11 protein-coding genes are annotated in these 16,269 nt (G+C 40.9%); 4 read left to right on the top strand and 7 right to left on the bottom strand.

From position 1 onward, the window contains the following. Positions 1–76: 76 nt before the first annotated feature. Positions 77–1,465, bottom strand: coding sequence for an L-cystine transporter (locus H3V01_RS10000; RefSeq protein ID WP_198186710.1), 1,389 nt, complete (start codon positions 1,463–1,465; stop codon positions 77–79). 395 nt (positions 1,466–1,860) lie between these two features. Here H3V01_RS10000 and thrB point away from each other — a divergent pair, with 395 nt between their 5' ends. Continuing rightward, positions 1,861–2,781, top strand: a complete 921-nt coding sequence (gene thrB / locus H3V01_RS09995; protein ID WP_110413736.1) for a homoserine kinase — start codon at positions 1,861–1,863, stop codon at positions 2,779–2,781. A 28-nt stretch (positions 2,782–2,809) separates the two neighbouring features. Here the strand turns inward: thrB and H3V01_RS09990 are convergent, their stop codons facing one another. Then, entirely contained in the window at positions 2,810–3,562 is a 753-nt protein-coding gene (locus H3V01_RS09990) for an SDR family oxidoreductase (protein WP_110413735.1), read from the bottom strand. An 88-nt stretch (positions 3,563–3,650) separates the two neighbouring features. On the opposite strand from H3V01_RS09990, the gene H3V01_RS09985 reads away from it, so the two are divergent. Further along, positions 3,651–3,992, top strand: coding sequence for a winged helix-turn-helix transcriptional regulator (locus H3V01_RS09985; RefSeq protein WP_084561953.1), 342 nt, complete (start codon positions 3,651–3,653; stop codon positions 3,990–3,992). A 362-nt stretch (positions 3,993–4,354) separates the two neighbouring features. On the opposite strand, the gene H3V01_RS09980 is transcribed toward H3V01_RS09985, so the two are convergent. After that, positions 4,355–6,952, bottom strand: coding sequence for an autotransporter outer membrane beta-barrel domain-containing protein (locus tag H3V01_RS09980; RefSeq protein ID WP_198186709.1), 2,598 nt, complete (start codon positions 6,950–6,952; stop codon positions 4,355–4,357). Between the two features lie 761 nt (positions 6,953–7,713). Here H3V01_RS09980 and H3V01_RS09975 point away from each other — a divergent pair. Then, positions 7,714–10,092: a membrane-bound PQQ-dependent dehydrogenase, glucose/quinate/shikimate family gene (locus tag H3V01_RS09975; protein ID WP_198186708.1), complete on the top strand. Its 2,379-nt coding sequence runs from the start codon at positions 7,714–7,716 to the stop codon at positions 10,090–10,092. A 109-nt stretch (positions 10,093–10,201) separates the two neighbouring features. Here the strand turns inward: H3V01_RS09975 and leuS are convergent, their stop codons facing one another. From leuS to H3V01_RS09955, 4 genes are all read right to left on the bottom strand, one after another. Continuing rightward, positions 10,202–12,841 (bottom strand): leucine--tRNA ligase, encoded by a 2,640-nt coding sequence (leuS, locus tag H3V01_RS09970; RefSeq protein ID WP_198186733.1) that lies wholly within the window; start codon positions 12,839–12,841, stop codon positions 10,202–10,204. 344 nt (positions 12,842–13,185) lie between these two features. Further along, positions 13,186–14,943, bottom strand: coding sequence for a phosphoenolpyruvate--protein phosphotransferase (ptsP, locus tag H3V01_RS09965; RefSeq protein ID WP_037391768.1), 1,758 nt, complete (start codon positions 14,941–14,943; stop codon positions 13,186–13,188). Continuing rightward, positions 14,943–15,212, bottom strand: a complete 270-nt coding sequence (locus tag H3V01_RS09960; RefSeq protein ID WP_198186707.1) for an HPr family phosphocarrier protein — start codon at positions 15,210–15,212, stop codon at positions 14,943–14,945. Before H3V01_RS09960 ends, ptsP begins: the two co-directional genes overlap by 1 nt. Before the next feature lies 1 nt (position 15,213). Then, complete coding sequence (locus H3V01_RS09955; protein ID WP_198186706.1) at positions 15,214–15,618, bottom strand: PTS sugar transporter subunit IIA; 405 nt, start codon at positions 15,616–15,618, stop codon at positions 15,214–15,216. A 406-nt stretch (positions 15,619–16,024) separates the two neighbouring features. Between H3V01_RS09955 and H3V01_RS09950 the strand changes: the two genes are divergently transcribed. Beyond that, positions 16,025–16,269, top strand: a 245-nt coding sequence (locus tag H3V01_RS09950; protein ID WP_304944970.1) for a tRNA (cytidine(34)-2'-O)-methyltransferase, incomplete at its 3' end; no start/stop codon positions are given.

The following is a 16,269-nucleotide window of genomic DNA, read 5'->3' as shown; positions in this document are numbered from 1 at the left end:
TAAACGAAAAAAGCAGCCGCTCTGCTGACACAGACCGGCTGCTAATTATGACAAATAGTTTTAAGAACCTACTGCATTAATGTACTAGTCTGCCGTGCTCCGTACTATTTAATATTTTTTTATTAGTCTGATGCAGCCACTGGCTGGTTAACGTACCTGCTGTCATCGCACCGCTGACATTCAATGCTGTACGCCCCATATCAATCAATGGTTCTACAGAAATCAATAAAGCCACCAGCGTAATCGGCAAACCCATTGCCGGCAGCACAATCAGCGCCGCAAATGTAGCTCCGCCGCCAACACCAGCCACACCAGCAGAACTGATAGTCACCATCCCAACCAGTGTTGCAATCCACCATGGATCCAGAGTATTGATACCTACAGTTGGCGCAATCATGGTGGCGAGCATAGCCGGATACAAACCGGCACAACCATTCTGTCCGATAGTTGCACCAAAAGAAGCAGCAAAACCGGCAATAGTTTTCGGTACACCAAGACGCTGCGTCTGAGCCTCGATATTAAGCGGAATAGAAGCAGCACTGGAGCGACTGGTAAATGCAAAAGTCAGTACCGGCCATATTTTCTGAAAATATTTACCCGGATTGATCCCAAATATGCCCAGTAACAGACCATGTACCCCGAACATCAAAGCCAGTGCCAGATACGAAACCAGTACAAAGCCTCCCAGCTTAATAATCTCCTGCATATTTGAAGAAGCCACTACTTTAGTCATCAGTGCCAGGACACCATAGGGAGTTAACAGCATTACTATCCGTACCAATTTCATTACCCAGCTTTGTAAGGTATCAATTGCCCGTAACACCCGCTCACCCTTAGCAGCATCATCTTTTAATAACTTTAATGCGGCCATACCGAGAAATACAGCAAAAATAACCACACTAATAATAGAGGTCGGATTGGCTCCGGTTAAATCAGCAAACGGATTTTTTGGAATAAAAGACAGTAATAGCTGCGGTACATTTAAATCTGCTACCTTGCCAACATAATTAGCCTGAATTGCATTAAAGCGCGCAGTTTCAGCTTCTCCCTGAATCAGACCGTTGGCAGTCAGACCAAACAGGCTGGTCAGCAAAGTACCGATCAGCGCAGCCATCGCCGTAGTAAACAGTAACACGCCGATAGTCATCAGACTGATTTTGCCTAGCTGAGCAGCATTATGTAATCGCGCCACAGCACTCAGAATTGAGGCAAACACCAACGGCATAACGACCATCTGCAATAACTGTACATAGCCGTTGCCGACTACATCAAACCATTGTACAGAAGTACGGATTACCAGGCTGGATGCTCCGTAAATCAGTTGCAGCCCTAAACCCAATCCAATACCAAGAATCATACCCAATAATACTTTTTTGGATAAACTCCATTGGGTTGAATGCGTACGGCTCAGTATCCATAATAACAATGCGAACATCATAATGTTCGCGAGCAAAGATAAATTCATTTTATACTCCTGCGCTGGCAAGCTTTCTGCCCGCATTTGATACCTAGTGCCAGCTAAGAATACGCAAAAGTAAATAAGTTGTGAAATAGCCCTTATGCATTCACTTATTCTATTTTATTATATGCAATAAAGATAAAATACTTTCCGATATAGTTGTACCGTCTGGAATATTGGCTTACAAATTACCCAATTCCTGTTTCAACCCTTTATACGACATACACATCATTCAATTTAAACATCATCAGATAACAAGTTTTCTATAAACTACCGTTCATAAGCAATCATTTGAATAAATACTTGACATCAGCCCTTTATTGCCATCATGCTTGCAATTTGTTTAAACATCCTGTCTCAGGTTTAAACTTTTCGTTTAATTCTGTTTATTGGTTACATTTATGTCGGTTTACACCAGCGTTAGCGACGATGAAATGCGCAGCTTTCTGCGTGATTATCACTTAGGTCGGTTTATTGGTTTACAAGGTATCGCTCAGGGCGTTACTAACAGCAATTATTTTGTAACCACCACACAAGGGCGCTATGTACTGACTGTTTTTGAGGCCATGACACAGGATGAGCTGCCCTTCTTTTTAGATTTAACCCGGCATCTGAGTGCTCACGGCGTAGCCTGTCCTGCTCCTATTGCCCGAACTGACGGTCGTCTGGACAGCACTCTAGTTGGCAAACCAGCCTGTCTGGTAACCTGCCTGACCGGCAGCGATACCAGCAGCCCATCCGGACAGCAATGTTTCAATACCGGAGCGATGCTGGCTAAAATGCATCTGGCCGGTAGCGAATTCACGCAGAAAATGCACAATCCGCGTTACACTGGCTGGTGGCATGAGGCCAGCAGCCGTTTATTACCCTTTCTGGATCCGGAAGATCAGCAGTTATTACAAGCAGAAATTGCTTTCTTTGATGCACATGAATGTACAAATCTGCCTGCAGGTATCATCCATGCCGATTTATTCCGCGATAATGTTTTGCTGGATGGTGAACAGGTAGCCGGATTTATTGATTTCTATTATGCATGTAACGGTAATTTCATGTATGACCTTGCCATCGCCGTTAACGACTGGGCACGTCGTGCAGACAATCATATCGACCAAAATCTGCAACAAGCATTTATACACGGCTATGAAAGCATACGCCCGCTGACTTCCGCAGAACAAGATTACTTTCCGATTGCACAGCGAGCTGCATGTATTCGTTTCTGGGTTTCCCGCCTGCTTGATTACCATTTTCCGCAGGCAGGAGAAATTACCTTTATTAAAGATCCGAACGTCTTTAGAGATTTACTACTTAATTTACGCAAATAACATCATTATTTTTATCAAAAAACTAAAATTAGATATTACCTACCCCGCCATCTACCAGTATTTCCGCACCGAGCATAAAAGATGATTCATCCGATGCCAGAAAAACAGCGGCTTTAGCCAGCTCTATCGGTTTGCCCAAACGTCCTAACGGTACCAATGCCTTAATTTCCTGCTGTAAATGTTTGACAGCATCCGCGTCAGTGGTATTTAAATTCATATGCGCCGGCGTGTCTGTCGGGCCGGGGACTAAACAGTTGAAGCGAATATTTCTGGATAACAGCTCTCCCGACAGTGTTTTGGCTAATGAACAGAGAGCAGCTTTACTGGACGCATAAATACTGCTTTGCGGTAAACCGATTTTGGTACTTACCGTACCGCACAAAATAACTGAACAGGGATCAGCCAGCAAAGGTAACAGCACCTGTATCAGAAAAAACGGCCCTTTGAAATTAGTATTCATTACCCTGTCAAAAGTATTTTCATTCCAATCAGTTACCGGCAGATGAGTGACATCGGCCGCATTAATATATACGGCATCCAATCTAGGCCACATTTTGGTTAACTGTGCAGCCAGAAGCTTTTGTTCTTCAACATCAGAAGTATCACTTTGCAATATTATTACATCTGCACCTAATTCCTGCTTTGCTGCCAGTAATCTGTCTTTATTTCTGCCGGTTATGGCTACTGTCGCACCTTCGGCAATAAACTCTCTGGCAGTTGCCAACCCTATTCCACTGCTTCCGCCTGTAATCAGTGTATATTTACCCGCTAACCTGTTCATAGATTCCCTTTCAAAAATAAAATTCAGTATAATTTAACCGGTTTACTTATGAAAGTAGGTACCAAATAGATACTAATGGAAAATAGTTATGCACACTGAAAAAAATACCCCTGATATTTATCATTGTCCTATGGTTAAATTTGTTAATTTAATTTCAGGAAAATGGGCTATTCCTATCCTGTATCGCCTGATTATTAATGATCAACCCATTCGTTTTGGCGAGTTAAGGCGAGCCATCGCACCAATTACTCAGAAAGAATTAACAAAACAGCTAAAGCTGTTTGAACAAAAAGGATTAATTACCAGAAAGCTCTACCCCGAAGTACCGCCTAAAGTTGAATACCAGATAACAGCGCTGGGAAAAACTCTAAAACCGGCTTTGGTTTCCATCGCAAACTGGATGGAGCAGCATGAAAAAGATTTACTCTGAATACTATTCACCTATTCAGACAGGCTGTAACTTAAACAGCAACAGGTATCCGGCAACAGCTGATAAGTATCAATCAAAGAAAAATTAATTATGCATTTGAAATAATTAAATTGTTTATACTCAACCATTGATATCACTACTAAACGCATCCATTTAAAATACATAACTGCGTATTCTCTGACTAATTCATAATTACATTCAATAAATTAATATTAATAGCCATATTTCCTATATACATTGACCAATAATCAACTAAACACCAAAATGGTGGCACCGGAATTATCCGGCACCACCATGATTAAACCTGCTTTTAAACATCAGTCTTTGCTAAATTTTAGCTTTAGTCAGCAATAACATTCTGGTTAAAAGTTGTAACGATATCCCGCATTAATCTGCTTCTGATTAAATTTGTTTCCTGCAGAATAAACCATATCACCATAAATATGATGTTTCCCATTCAGCCGCACATTAATTCCTATACCGTTATCCCACCAGTTACCACCAAAATCATATTTTTCTTTTGCAACACGATTAAAGGTATAAGAAGTTTTTCCATCAAACTCCCTCAGATAACCTGTTTTAAAATAAATATCTACCGGATTTTTATTGTTTTGAATGTTATAACCTAAAATAAGGCTCGCCCGCCCTATTAATGAATTATAACTACCCAGTCTGGTTCTTAACCCATTGGTCGCATTAATGGTGGCTCCATCCTGATGTGAATAAGTAAGCTGGGCCTGTGGTTCTAAATACCAACCCTCATCCGCGTTTCCTGCACCGGATAAATGAATACGTTTGCCTACTTCTGCTCCTATGGAAAAGCCATTGGTATTGCCATCTCCTTTAACATGATAGCCTCCTGCGGTCATACTATTGAACTTGTTGGTCATATGCATATACTTGACTAAACCATCAAGATAAAAACCATTCTGACTTTGTAACGTACCATATAATCCTAGTGAATAACTTTTAGTACTGCCGTCACCAACGTTGTGATCAACTTCACCACGGCTTAGTCCGCCCATTAAACCATAATATAGGTTCACTTTATCGTAATTCAGTTTACGGTCCAGCCCCATCTGTAATCCATAATAATCCATATCAAAACCAGACAACCGATTATCATTAAATGAGTTCAGTTTCCCTGTATATATACGCCCCCATACTTTACCGCTCGCTGTATCATCGGTACGGATTTGTCCCATACGCTGCAATAAAGTTTGTGTTTCAACATAACTCATTAAATAATTTGAATTAAGAATATTGGCCGCATTTTTCGCTGTATTAGTTAAATTCGGTTTGGAATCTGGTTTTGGTTTTGGTTTCATACCTGAACCTGAATCTCCTGCTGACCCGTTGTCATTATTGCTATCTGAGCCGCCTGATGTCTCCCCACCTTGATTGCCATCAGAATTTGAAGATGCAGACAATATCCAATCTTTACCGTCAGGATTAGAATTGTCAAATTCGTCTAAAGTATTAAACTCATAGCCACCAATATCTACTGCTGAGGACGATAAACTAAATTTAGCATCGCCACCATTGGTTTCAACCAGTTTAATTTTTTCTTTGCCAGTTACTGTAGCGGAGCCAGTTTTAGCATCAATAACAGCAATTTTATGATTACCCTTTGCCTGTTGTAATCCGGTTATTTTCAGCAAATCATTATCTATATTTTTACCAATCGCTGCTCGCATTTTAAATACGCCATTATTACCCTTTAACGAATCAGTTTCTAATACCATTGCGTTGTTCCCGTTAAGGCTGGTAACAGCATCGGGAGTAGCATAATCATAACCAAAACTGACTTTGGCATCATCACTGAGTTCCAGAGAGTTAATATTTGAGCTGCCGGTCATTTTCCACTGGCTGTGACTACCGGAAAGGCCAAGATTAATCTCACCTGCACCATTATCATTGTCCAAAGAGCTTAATAACATTGAACCGTCAGCCAGAGTTAATTTAACTACTCCTTTATCCCGAAGCTCATCATTTTCACTTGAAACAATATCTCCAATAATTTCCGATTTACCATCAATAATCACTTTGCCAGCTATTGCTTGTATCGCATTAAAGCCTTCAGGATCCTTAACAACAATACGGATATCATTTGAACCATCAGGATCCCTAATCTCTAATTCACCCTTGTGCTGGTTCATTGAAATTGCGGTACCACCATCAACAGTAAGTTTAAGCCCTTTATTGAATTGTATAAAATCGCCTTTGCCGGTGAAGGCGCCTGGTTTTGGTGGTAATTGATCTACATAAATTCCAGCAGTATTAGGATTTGAAGAAGAATCTTTTACATCAATCACCGCTTTATTGTTAAAAATTAGTTCATTTCCTTCTGCTGTTAGACTCTGAGTTCTCTGAGACCAAATACCCCGACTTCCCTCACCATTGGTATTTATTTTTACTTCATTCTTAAATAAACTTTTTGTACGGCGTGGGACTGAACTGGTATAAGAATGTATTCCTATACTTCTGTTTCCAGTTTCTATATTTACTTTCCCTCTAAACTCGCCCATTGCTCCATCAGCTAGATAAATACCTTTACCACTTCCAATATTTATGTCAAGATCAGTTTCTGAAACTAAATTAGTTTGATTTCCTAGGTGAATACCATAAAAATCTGTATAACTCTTAGATATCTGACTTCTAATTTTAAATGAGTCACCAGTAATAGTTGTTTTTTTGTTGGAAGACGATCGAATACCAATCCATGCTCTACTATTCTGATCAATATCAATATGTGGTTCAGAGTCGTTTGTTTTACTTATATTTATTTCTACATCGTCGAAGATATCAATTCCAGTTTTTTTGTAATTCCCGATATTAGCATCATTAATCCATGTAGTTGCATTTACTGATATTGGAAGTAGTGCCATGGTTCCTAGTGAAAGTTTAAATACTAATGTATGTATAATTGAATTTAATTTTTTCTGCTTAAAGTTATTCATTCTTATTCCCCAAATCAATTTTTTACATTGTTCATAATTAAAATTCTTGAAAAGAATAAATCTATTTCTACATATTAATTTATATTTTTAATAAAAAAATTTACTTTATTAATCAATAATTAATATATATATATTATGCAATATTTAGCCCCAAAAAGAATATAAATTTTATCCTTATATATCAGTAATATAAATATATTATTCTTATTATAAGTAAACTTTTATTAATAAAAATACAGCAAAGCAATTTAATAAGCCTTAGAAAATTATATATATATTGCATAATCGCAAAAATAAAATTAAAAATTCAAGTAACCGCAAGATAAAAAATTCAAGCAAAAGTAATTACTCCGTTTATTTACTAATTATCCATACAATAAATTAATCATTATTTGATCTAAAATTTATTATCTGAACAGATAAATCAGATTATTCGGAATTAATTACGCCATATTATTTCTTAGTTACAGCAATTTAAATATTGAAAAGCCATTCTGAATTCACTTAGACATTACAATTTACACTGATTGAAAAAATAAACTAATTTTTATTGCTTCCTAAAAATTACCCGTATTTGCAATAAAATCTGCTAAAAATATGACTGTATTTCTAAAAACTGTTTGCTGATTCAAGATCAGATTCGAAATTTTCCGACTGTAAATTTTTTAATCATTAATATATACATTTGCATCTTATATATTGTTTATTATAATAATTTTTATCTTTAATTTTTATTATAAAAATAAGCTAACAGACACATTATGAAAGCATATACATCGTTTTCTCTCGCCAGAATAATGACTTTGATAGTACTTTGGCTAACTGTTATCTATCTGCTTATAGGAGGTATATGGTTGATATGGCTGGGCGGTTCAGCATTTTATGCCATTATTGCCCTAATTCTATGTTTGTTTACAACTCTATACCATTATCAGCGCAGTAGCTGTCTGTGGCTATATGCAATTACTCTATTTATCACACTAATCTGGGGTTTATGGGAGTCCGGCACCGATTTCTGGGCATTAGCACCACGTTTTGACTTGCTATTTCTGTTTGGATTATGGCTTTTAACTCCGTGGCCAACACGGCATATATCAGCTTCACGAAGTGGAAAATTAATTATTACAATAGCATTAATTGCGATACTAGGTGTGATGTTCTACAGCATCAGTCATGATCCGCAGCAAATTAATGGCACCATTACTCGCCTCCAGCCGGCACCAGCGGCAGACGATAATGGTGTAGCAGCAGAAGACTGGCCGGCGTATGGTCGTACTCAGGGCGGAACACGTTATTCACCATTAACTCAAATCAATACCACTAATGTTAAACAGCTTAAAGTAGCCTGGACTTACCGTACCGATGATTTCAAAACTGCTAATGATTCAGCAGAAACCACTAATGAACTAACACCGATCAAAATCGGCAAGAAACTCTTTATCTGTACACCACACCAGTTTCTGGATGCTCTGGATGCCACTACCGGCAAACGTTTATGGCGTTTTGACCCTGAATTGCGCAGCAACAGAACTTTTCAGCATCTGACTTGTCGTGGTGTCAGCTATTATGATGCTACGACAGCACATAGTTCTGAGACCACCGCATCCGCTATTTGTCCGCAAAAAGTTTTATTACCGGTTAATGATGGCCGTTTAATTGCCGTCAATGCACAGACTGGTCAGAAATGTCCGGATTTCGGTCATAACGGTGAAATTAATCTGCAAGCCAAAATGCCTTATGCTTTTTTAGGAGGATATAATCCGACCTCACCGCCTGTTGTAACACCTAGCACGATTATTATCGGTGGTTCGGTAACGGATAATCTCTCAACTAAAGAACCTTCCGGGGTAATTCGTGGTTATGATGTCAATAACGGGCAATTAAAATGGGTATTTGATACTGGTGCGGAAAACCCGAATGCGATGCCGGGTGAAAAGACCAATTTCGTGCATAATTCACCCAATGCATGGGCACCTCTGGCCTACGACCAACAGCGTAATATTGTATATATACCCACCGGAGTAAGCACACCGGACATCTGGGGCGGTCACCGTGATAAGTTAAAAGAACGTTATGCCAACTCTCTTGTGGCACTGAATGCCTCCACCGGTAAACTGCTATGGCATTTTCAGACTACTCACCATGATCTTTGGGATATGGACGTACCGGCTCAGCCTTCACTGATGGACATTACAACATCATCCGGTAAACGGATTGCTGCTATTTATGTGCTGACCAAAACCGGTAATATTTTTGTCCTCAACCGTGAAACCGGCCAACCTATTGTGCCAGTTATTGAACAGCCGGTACCACAGACTCTGAAACATGGTAAACCGACACAGGGTGAACATTATGCCGCTACTCAGCCTTTCTCAGCTTTAAGTCTGATGCCGAAAGACAAACTGACTGATAAAGATATGTGGGGAGCAACCATGTTTGACCAGCTTCTGTGCCGCATCCAGTTTAAACGCTTAAATTATAATGGCATTTATACACCACCTTCTGAAAATGGCACACTGGTATTTCCTGGTAATCTGGGGGTATTTGAATGGGGTGGTATATCTGTCAATCAGGATCGGCAAATTGCTCTGATGAACCCAATCGGACTGCCCTTCGTTTCCCGCCTGATTCCGGCTAACCCCGACAGAGCTCAACAAAAACAGGGCGCCGGTACTGAGAATGGTATCCAGCCGATGTATGGCGCTCCTTATGGAGTAGAAATTAACCCTTTTCTGTCACCAATAGGTTTACCTTGTAAACAACCGGCATGGGGATTTGTAGCTGGTGTTGATTTGCAGACTAACCAAGTGGTGTGGAAAAAACGTATTGGCACTATTCGTGACAGTCTGCCAAAATTATTTGAATTACCACCATTGAAAATTGGCATTCCGGGTCTGGGTGGCTCAATATCCACAGCGGGTAATATTATGTTTGTCAGTGCAACGCAGGACAACTATCTGCGTGCATACGATACCAGTAACGGAGATTTATTATGGCAGACACGTTTGCCTGCCGGCGGACAGGCTACACCAATGACGTATGCCGTTAATGGTAAACAATATGTAGTACAAATGGCCGGTGGTCATAGCTCATTCGGTACGAAGATGGGAGACTATCTAATCGCCTATACTCTACCCTGAATTATTTGCGGTACAGGCGCCAAATAATCTAGGCGTATTTCGCAGTAATTGATTTATGTAATAAAAAAAAGACATGTTAATAACATGTCTTTTTCATCGGATTATGCGATCAGATAACAATATTGACTAATCGTTTTGGCACAACAATAACTTTTTTTGGTGTTTTGCCATCCACAAATCGTTGTATGGCCGGATCAGCCAATGCTGCTGCCTGTACTTCATCATTACTACTATCGGCAGAAACTGTAATCTGTCCGCGCAGCTTACCATTTACCTGAACCATCAGGGTAATTTCATCCTGTACCAGTGCGGCTTCATCAACACATGGCCATGCAGCATCCCACAGCGTTTTTTGCGGAGACAGCTCATTCCATAATGTTTCACACACATGAGGCACAATCGGCCATAACAGACGCAATACGCACTCCAGCACTTCCTGTGCCACGGCTCGCCCAGCTTCTGTAGTGCAATCAGTCCGGTCATACTGATTCAGCAATTCCATAACCGCAGCAATTGCGGTATTAAATTGCTGCCGGCGACCATAATCATCGGTTACTTTGGCGACTGTGCTATGCAGTTTCAACCGCAGCGCTTTCAGGTCGGCAGACAAATTATCCTGACTGCCGGTAAATGCGGTTACACCTGCACCCTGCTGTAAATAATCATATACAGTACGCCACAAACGGCGCAGGAAGCGATGCGCACCCTCTACCCCGGCATCTGACCACTCTAGTGATTGCTCAGGCGGTGCGGCAAACATCATAAACAATCGCGCAGTATCCGCACCATAGCGGTCAATCAGCTCTTGCGGATCCACACCATTATTCTTGGATTTAGACATTTTCTCAATGCCACCGATACACACCGGTTTACCATCTGCTTTCAGGGTTGCAGCCAGAGGCCGGCCTTTATCATCCCGCTGCAAATCCACATCTTGCGGAGCAATCCATTCTTTGCTGCCATTAGCACCTTCACGATAATACGTTTCACATACCACCATACCCTGAGTAAGTAAGCGGGCAAATGGCTCATCTACATTCAGCAACCCCTCATCGCGCATTAACTTTGTAAAGAAACGGGCATAGAGCAGATGTAAAATAGCGTGTTCAATACCACCGATATACTGGTCTGCATTCATCCAGTAATTAGCAGCCTCTTTATCCACCATTGCAGTATTGCAATGTGGTGATGCATACCGTACTGCATACCAGCTCGATTCAACAAAAGTATCCATAGTGTCGGTTTCCCGACGAGCCGGTTTACCACAGCATGGACAGGTAGTTTCGTAAAATTCCGGCATTCTGGCTAACGGAGAACCGGCACCATCCGGTACCACATTTTCCGGTAATACAACTGGCAACTGTTCTTCCGGAACAGTGACATCACCACAATCATCACAATGTATAATCGGAATCGGGCAACCCCAGTAACGCTGCCGGGAAATACCCCAGTCACGCAGGCGATATTGTGTTTTCGGTGCACCGGCATTTTTAGCCTGTAAAATCTCACCAACACGCTCAAATGCCGCATAAAAATCCAGACCATCCAGTTCACCGCTGTTAACACACTGTGTCTGCTCTTTACTGCCATACCATTCCTGCCACGCGCTTGTATTAAAAATATCTGTATTCTGCGTAGAGGCAATTACTTGTTTTACTGGTAGCTGATATTTAGTGGCAAATTCAAAATCACGTTCATCATGCGCCGGAACAGCCATTACCGCACCATCACCATATCCCCACAGCACATAATTAGCCACCCAGACCGGCAGCACATCGCCATTAAGCGGATTGATGGCAAAGCGTCCGGTAGGCATACCTTTCTTCTCCATCGTGGCCATGTCTGCTTCAGCCACAGAACCGGCCTTGCACTCAGCAATAAATTGCTGTAACTGATGGTTATCAGCAGAGGCAGCTGTCGCCAGCGGATGTTCTGCAGCAACAGCAACATAAGTTGCTCCCATCAGTGTATCAGGACGTGTGGTATATACCTGTACAAAATCTGCATACTCACCGGTTAATCCTGCTTTACTGTCTTCAGCCAGTGCAAACCGTACCTGCATGCCGCGTGACTTGCCAATCCAGTTGCGCTGCATGGTTTTTACCTGCTCCGGCCAATGTTCCAGTGTATCCAGACCATTGAGCAGTTCTTCAGCATAATCCGTAATCCTGAAGTAATACATCGGGATTTCACGTTTTTCTACAATGGCACCGGAACGCCAGCCACGACCGTCCACAACCTGCTCATTGGCCAGTACAGTCTGATCCACCGGATCCCAGTTTACTGTTCCGTTTTTCTTATAAATAATGCCCTTCTGGAATAAACGCACAAACAGCCACTGTTCCCAGCGATAATATTCCGGTGTACAGGTCGCTATTTCCCGCTCCCAGTCAATCGCAAAACCCAGACTCTGCAACTGCTTTTTCATATAAGCTATGTTGTCATAAGTCCATTGTGCCGGTGCTACCTGATGTTTCATCGCAGCATTTTCAGCAGGCAAACCAAATGCATCCCAGCCCATCGGCTGCATCACATTAAACCCATTAAGCAAGCGATAACGGCTCAGTACATCACCAATAGTGTAGTTTCGCACATGTCCCATATGTAACTTACCCGAGGGGTAAGGGAACATCGACAGACAATAATATTTAGGTTTCGGGCTAAAATCTTTAGCGTTAAATAAACGGTATTCCTGCCAGCGCGCTTGTGCAGCCAGCTCAATCTTTTCGGGACAATAATGTTCTTGCATCATGAATTATCAGTTTATTGTATAAAAATAGACCACTATTATAACAGTTTACTCAAGACACAAACTTGCAATTAATCATTCTGGCAATACAGTTATTGAGTTTAGTCCATCAATACTACAATATCATATTAATTGCATAAATCAGTTTAATATTTATATAGCATATATAAAAATAAATAAAAAAAACCACCGATACCAAGGGAGGGAATATCGGTGGACAATTTGCGGGAAAATACTACTTACTCAATACTGATTGTCAGGCAAAAACAATACTGACAAAAATATTATAGAAAAATCATCATTAAACGCAGTTAAACTGTGCTAAGTCAGACAAAACAATTTATTTAATCCGCACTTTCAGATAATTCATGTGAAGAATTTAATTTTTTCAGTAATTTTAATGCCTTATCTGGATCATCATTACGTAATATTTTCTGTACTTCGGTTTCAAGCATTAGCAGATCACTTTGAATAATCTGATTTTTCACCGCCAGAATATTATTTGCATTCATCGAAAACCGGCGCAGCCCCATCGCCATCAATAACCGTGTATATTGAGCATCACCAGCCATTTCTCCGCACACAGATACTGGTTTATTCAGACGTGCAGCGGTACGGATAACATGCAACAGTAACTTCAGTACCGCAGGATGACCCGGCTGATATAAATAACTCACACTTTCATCATTACGGTCTGCCGCCAGCGTATACTGAATTAAATCATTAGTACCGACTGAAACGAAATCAATCATCTTCAAAATAGAATTAACTGTTAGTGCAGCTGACGGAATCTCTATCATCGCCCCAACCTGAATATTTTCATCAAAGGTTTCAAAGCGATCATGTAACTGTTGTTTGGCTGTATTTAAATGAGTCAAACACTGCTGTATCTCTGTTACTGATGAAATCATTGGCCACATCATGCGCACTGGTCCCAAAACCGCGGCCCGCATAATTGCCCGCATCTGGGTACGGAACATCACAGGTTCAGCCAGACACAAACGAATACCGGTCAATCCCAAAGCCGGATTCATCGTGTGACTGGGACCAAACCAGCGCGGATTTTTATCTACACCTAAATCAATTGTCCGTATGGTTAAAGGTTTACCCTTAAGCTTTTTAACCACATCAGCATATTCGGTATACAGTTCATCTTCTGTAGGCAGAGCATCACGGTTCAGATAAAAAAACTCACTGCGATATAGTCCGATACCATCCATACCCAGACTATGCAGTGCTTTTATGTCATTAGCACTTTCAATATTACCCAACAACTCAATATTGATTCCATCTAATGTTGTTGCTGCCGTATTCTTAAGTTTATTTAACTGCCGTCTTAAGCTGCGAAATTCCCGCAAACGCCGGCGATATTCCTTTAAAATAACATCATCAGGTGCAATAATAACTACACCCATTGTGCCATCTACAATAATCAGCTCATCTTCATTAATTAATTCCCGCGCATAGCCCAGGGCAATCACAGAGGGAATATCCAAGCTACGCCCCAGAATCGCGGTATGACTGGTTGGCCCGCCGGCATCAGTAACAAATGCAGCAATACGGCTGTCTTTAAAAAAAACCGTATCTGCCGGCGATAAATCATGGGCAACAAGAATCGTATCTTCTTCAAAATCTTCCGCTTCAGTAACGACTTCTGTCGATAAACCAATCAGATTTTTAAAAATACGCTCAACTACTTGCAGCATATCCTGCTTGCGTGCCCGTAAATAATTATCTTCAATTGCATCAAACTGATCTGAAAGTTTATCCGTTTGCAGTTTTAATGCCCATTCTGCATTAACACATTGTGCTTCAATAATATCAACAGGCTCTCTGGACAGACTTACATCACCTACCAGCATCAGGTGCAGAGAAATAAACGCTCCCAGTTCTGAAGGTGCATTCTGCGGAATATCTGTACGCAACTGCTCTAACTGACGGCGAGTTGTTTTGATGGCCTGCTCATAACGGGCAACTTCTGCGGGCACTTCTTCAATCGACAACTCCTGATGTGGCACATCGTCCATACCGCGCACCACCAGATGAGCACGACCGATAGCAACACCAGCCCCCACTGCAACACCATGCAGGACGATACTCATTATTCGTCTTCACCAAAATAATTATTAATCAGCTCAACCAGCGCTTGCATTGCCTGACTTTCATCAACACCGTCGGTTTCCAGCTCAATTACACTACCTTGTGCAGCAGCCAGCATCATTAGTCCCATAATGCTTTTACCATTAACGCGGCGATCTTTCCGAATTACCCATACTTCGCACTGAAACCGGCTGGCTACCTGAGTAAATTTATTCGATGCCCGTGCATGCAAACCAAGCTTGTTAATAATCTCAATTTCCTTTTTTACCATTTCAAAGCTCATCCTGATTAGAAATAGTCATAATGCCGGCAATAGCAGCAGCTTTAACTTCATCTGCAAATTTATGTACATCATCTGCTTTAGTAAAATGTTGAAGTGCCTTAATCAGCATCGGAGCATTAAGACCAGTTAGCAGAATTACATTGTCACTCTGAATTAACCGACGCACCAGATTACAAGGTGTGGCACCGAAAATATCAGTGAGAATCAATACACCGTGACCATAATCCAAAGAAGCCAGTTTTTCTACAACCTCAGCATGTATACTTTCAACTGAATCACTACTACCTACTCCGATTAAAGTAACATTATCAGGTACAGAACCAAAAATATGCCGAATTAATTGCATATTTGCCTGCCCTACTGTCTCGTGGGTAACAATCATCAAACCTATCATTGTATTACCTATTACCATTTGGGTATTAAATGTACTGAATAAGCTCATTCAATGAGAAATAATCGTACTGACTTTTACTACCCGACAAACAATTGGCTTAGAATTTCTGCCTATAAATCTCCCAATCAAAACTTATCATACTAATCACATAACAGGAAGAGTCTGTCAAAAGAAAATACAGAATAAACAATATGCATATTAATGCTACAGGGCAGCACAATAATTATATAAATGAAACAATATTTAAGTCAGACCAGAATCTATTTCAGAACAGTTAAATAGTTATCGAATCGTTTATGGAGCGATCATCTATATAAACTATAACCAAAAGTTTTTCATTTTTCCTAAACTATATTTCAACCACTAAAGTTTGTATCCAAAGCTATAGTACATAGTACTTATAGCAATGAAATTTAAAATGTTCATTGGGATAACCGAAACCCAAACTAATGCACAAGTCTACCTGATAGAAACCTACGGCACACGCAACTACACTCAGTTCGACTACAGCGACCGCAATCAGCATATCTACTTTCTCTTCGGTCGCGAAACTACCGGATTGCCACAGGCATTCGCACAGGCACGCGCCGAGCAGTGTCTGCGAATCCCGCAGTCAGAGCACATCCGCTCACTGAACCTGTCCAACGCCGC

It is taken from the genome of Snodgrassella sp. M0351 (assembly GCF_016100575.1).
In the GTDB taxonomy this organism is placed as follows: domain Bacteria; phylum Pseudomonadota; class Gammaproteobacteria; order Burkholderiales; family Neisseriaceae; genus Snodgrassella; species Snodgrassella alvi.
The sequence above is the reverse complement of the archived record's forward strand: the minus strand, read 5'-3'. Positions and strand labels throughout refer to the sequence as shown.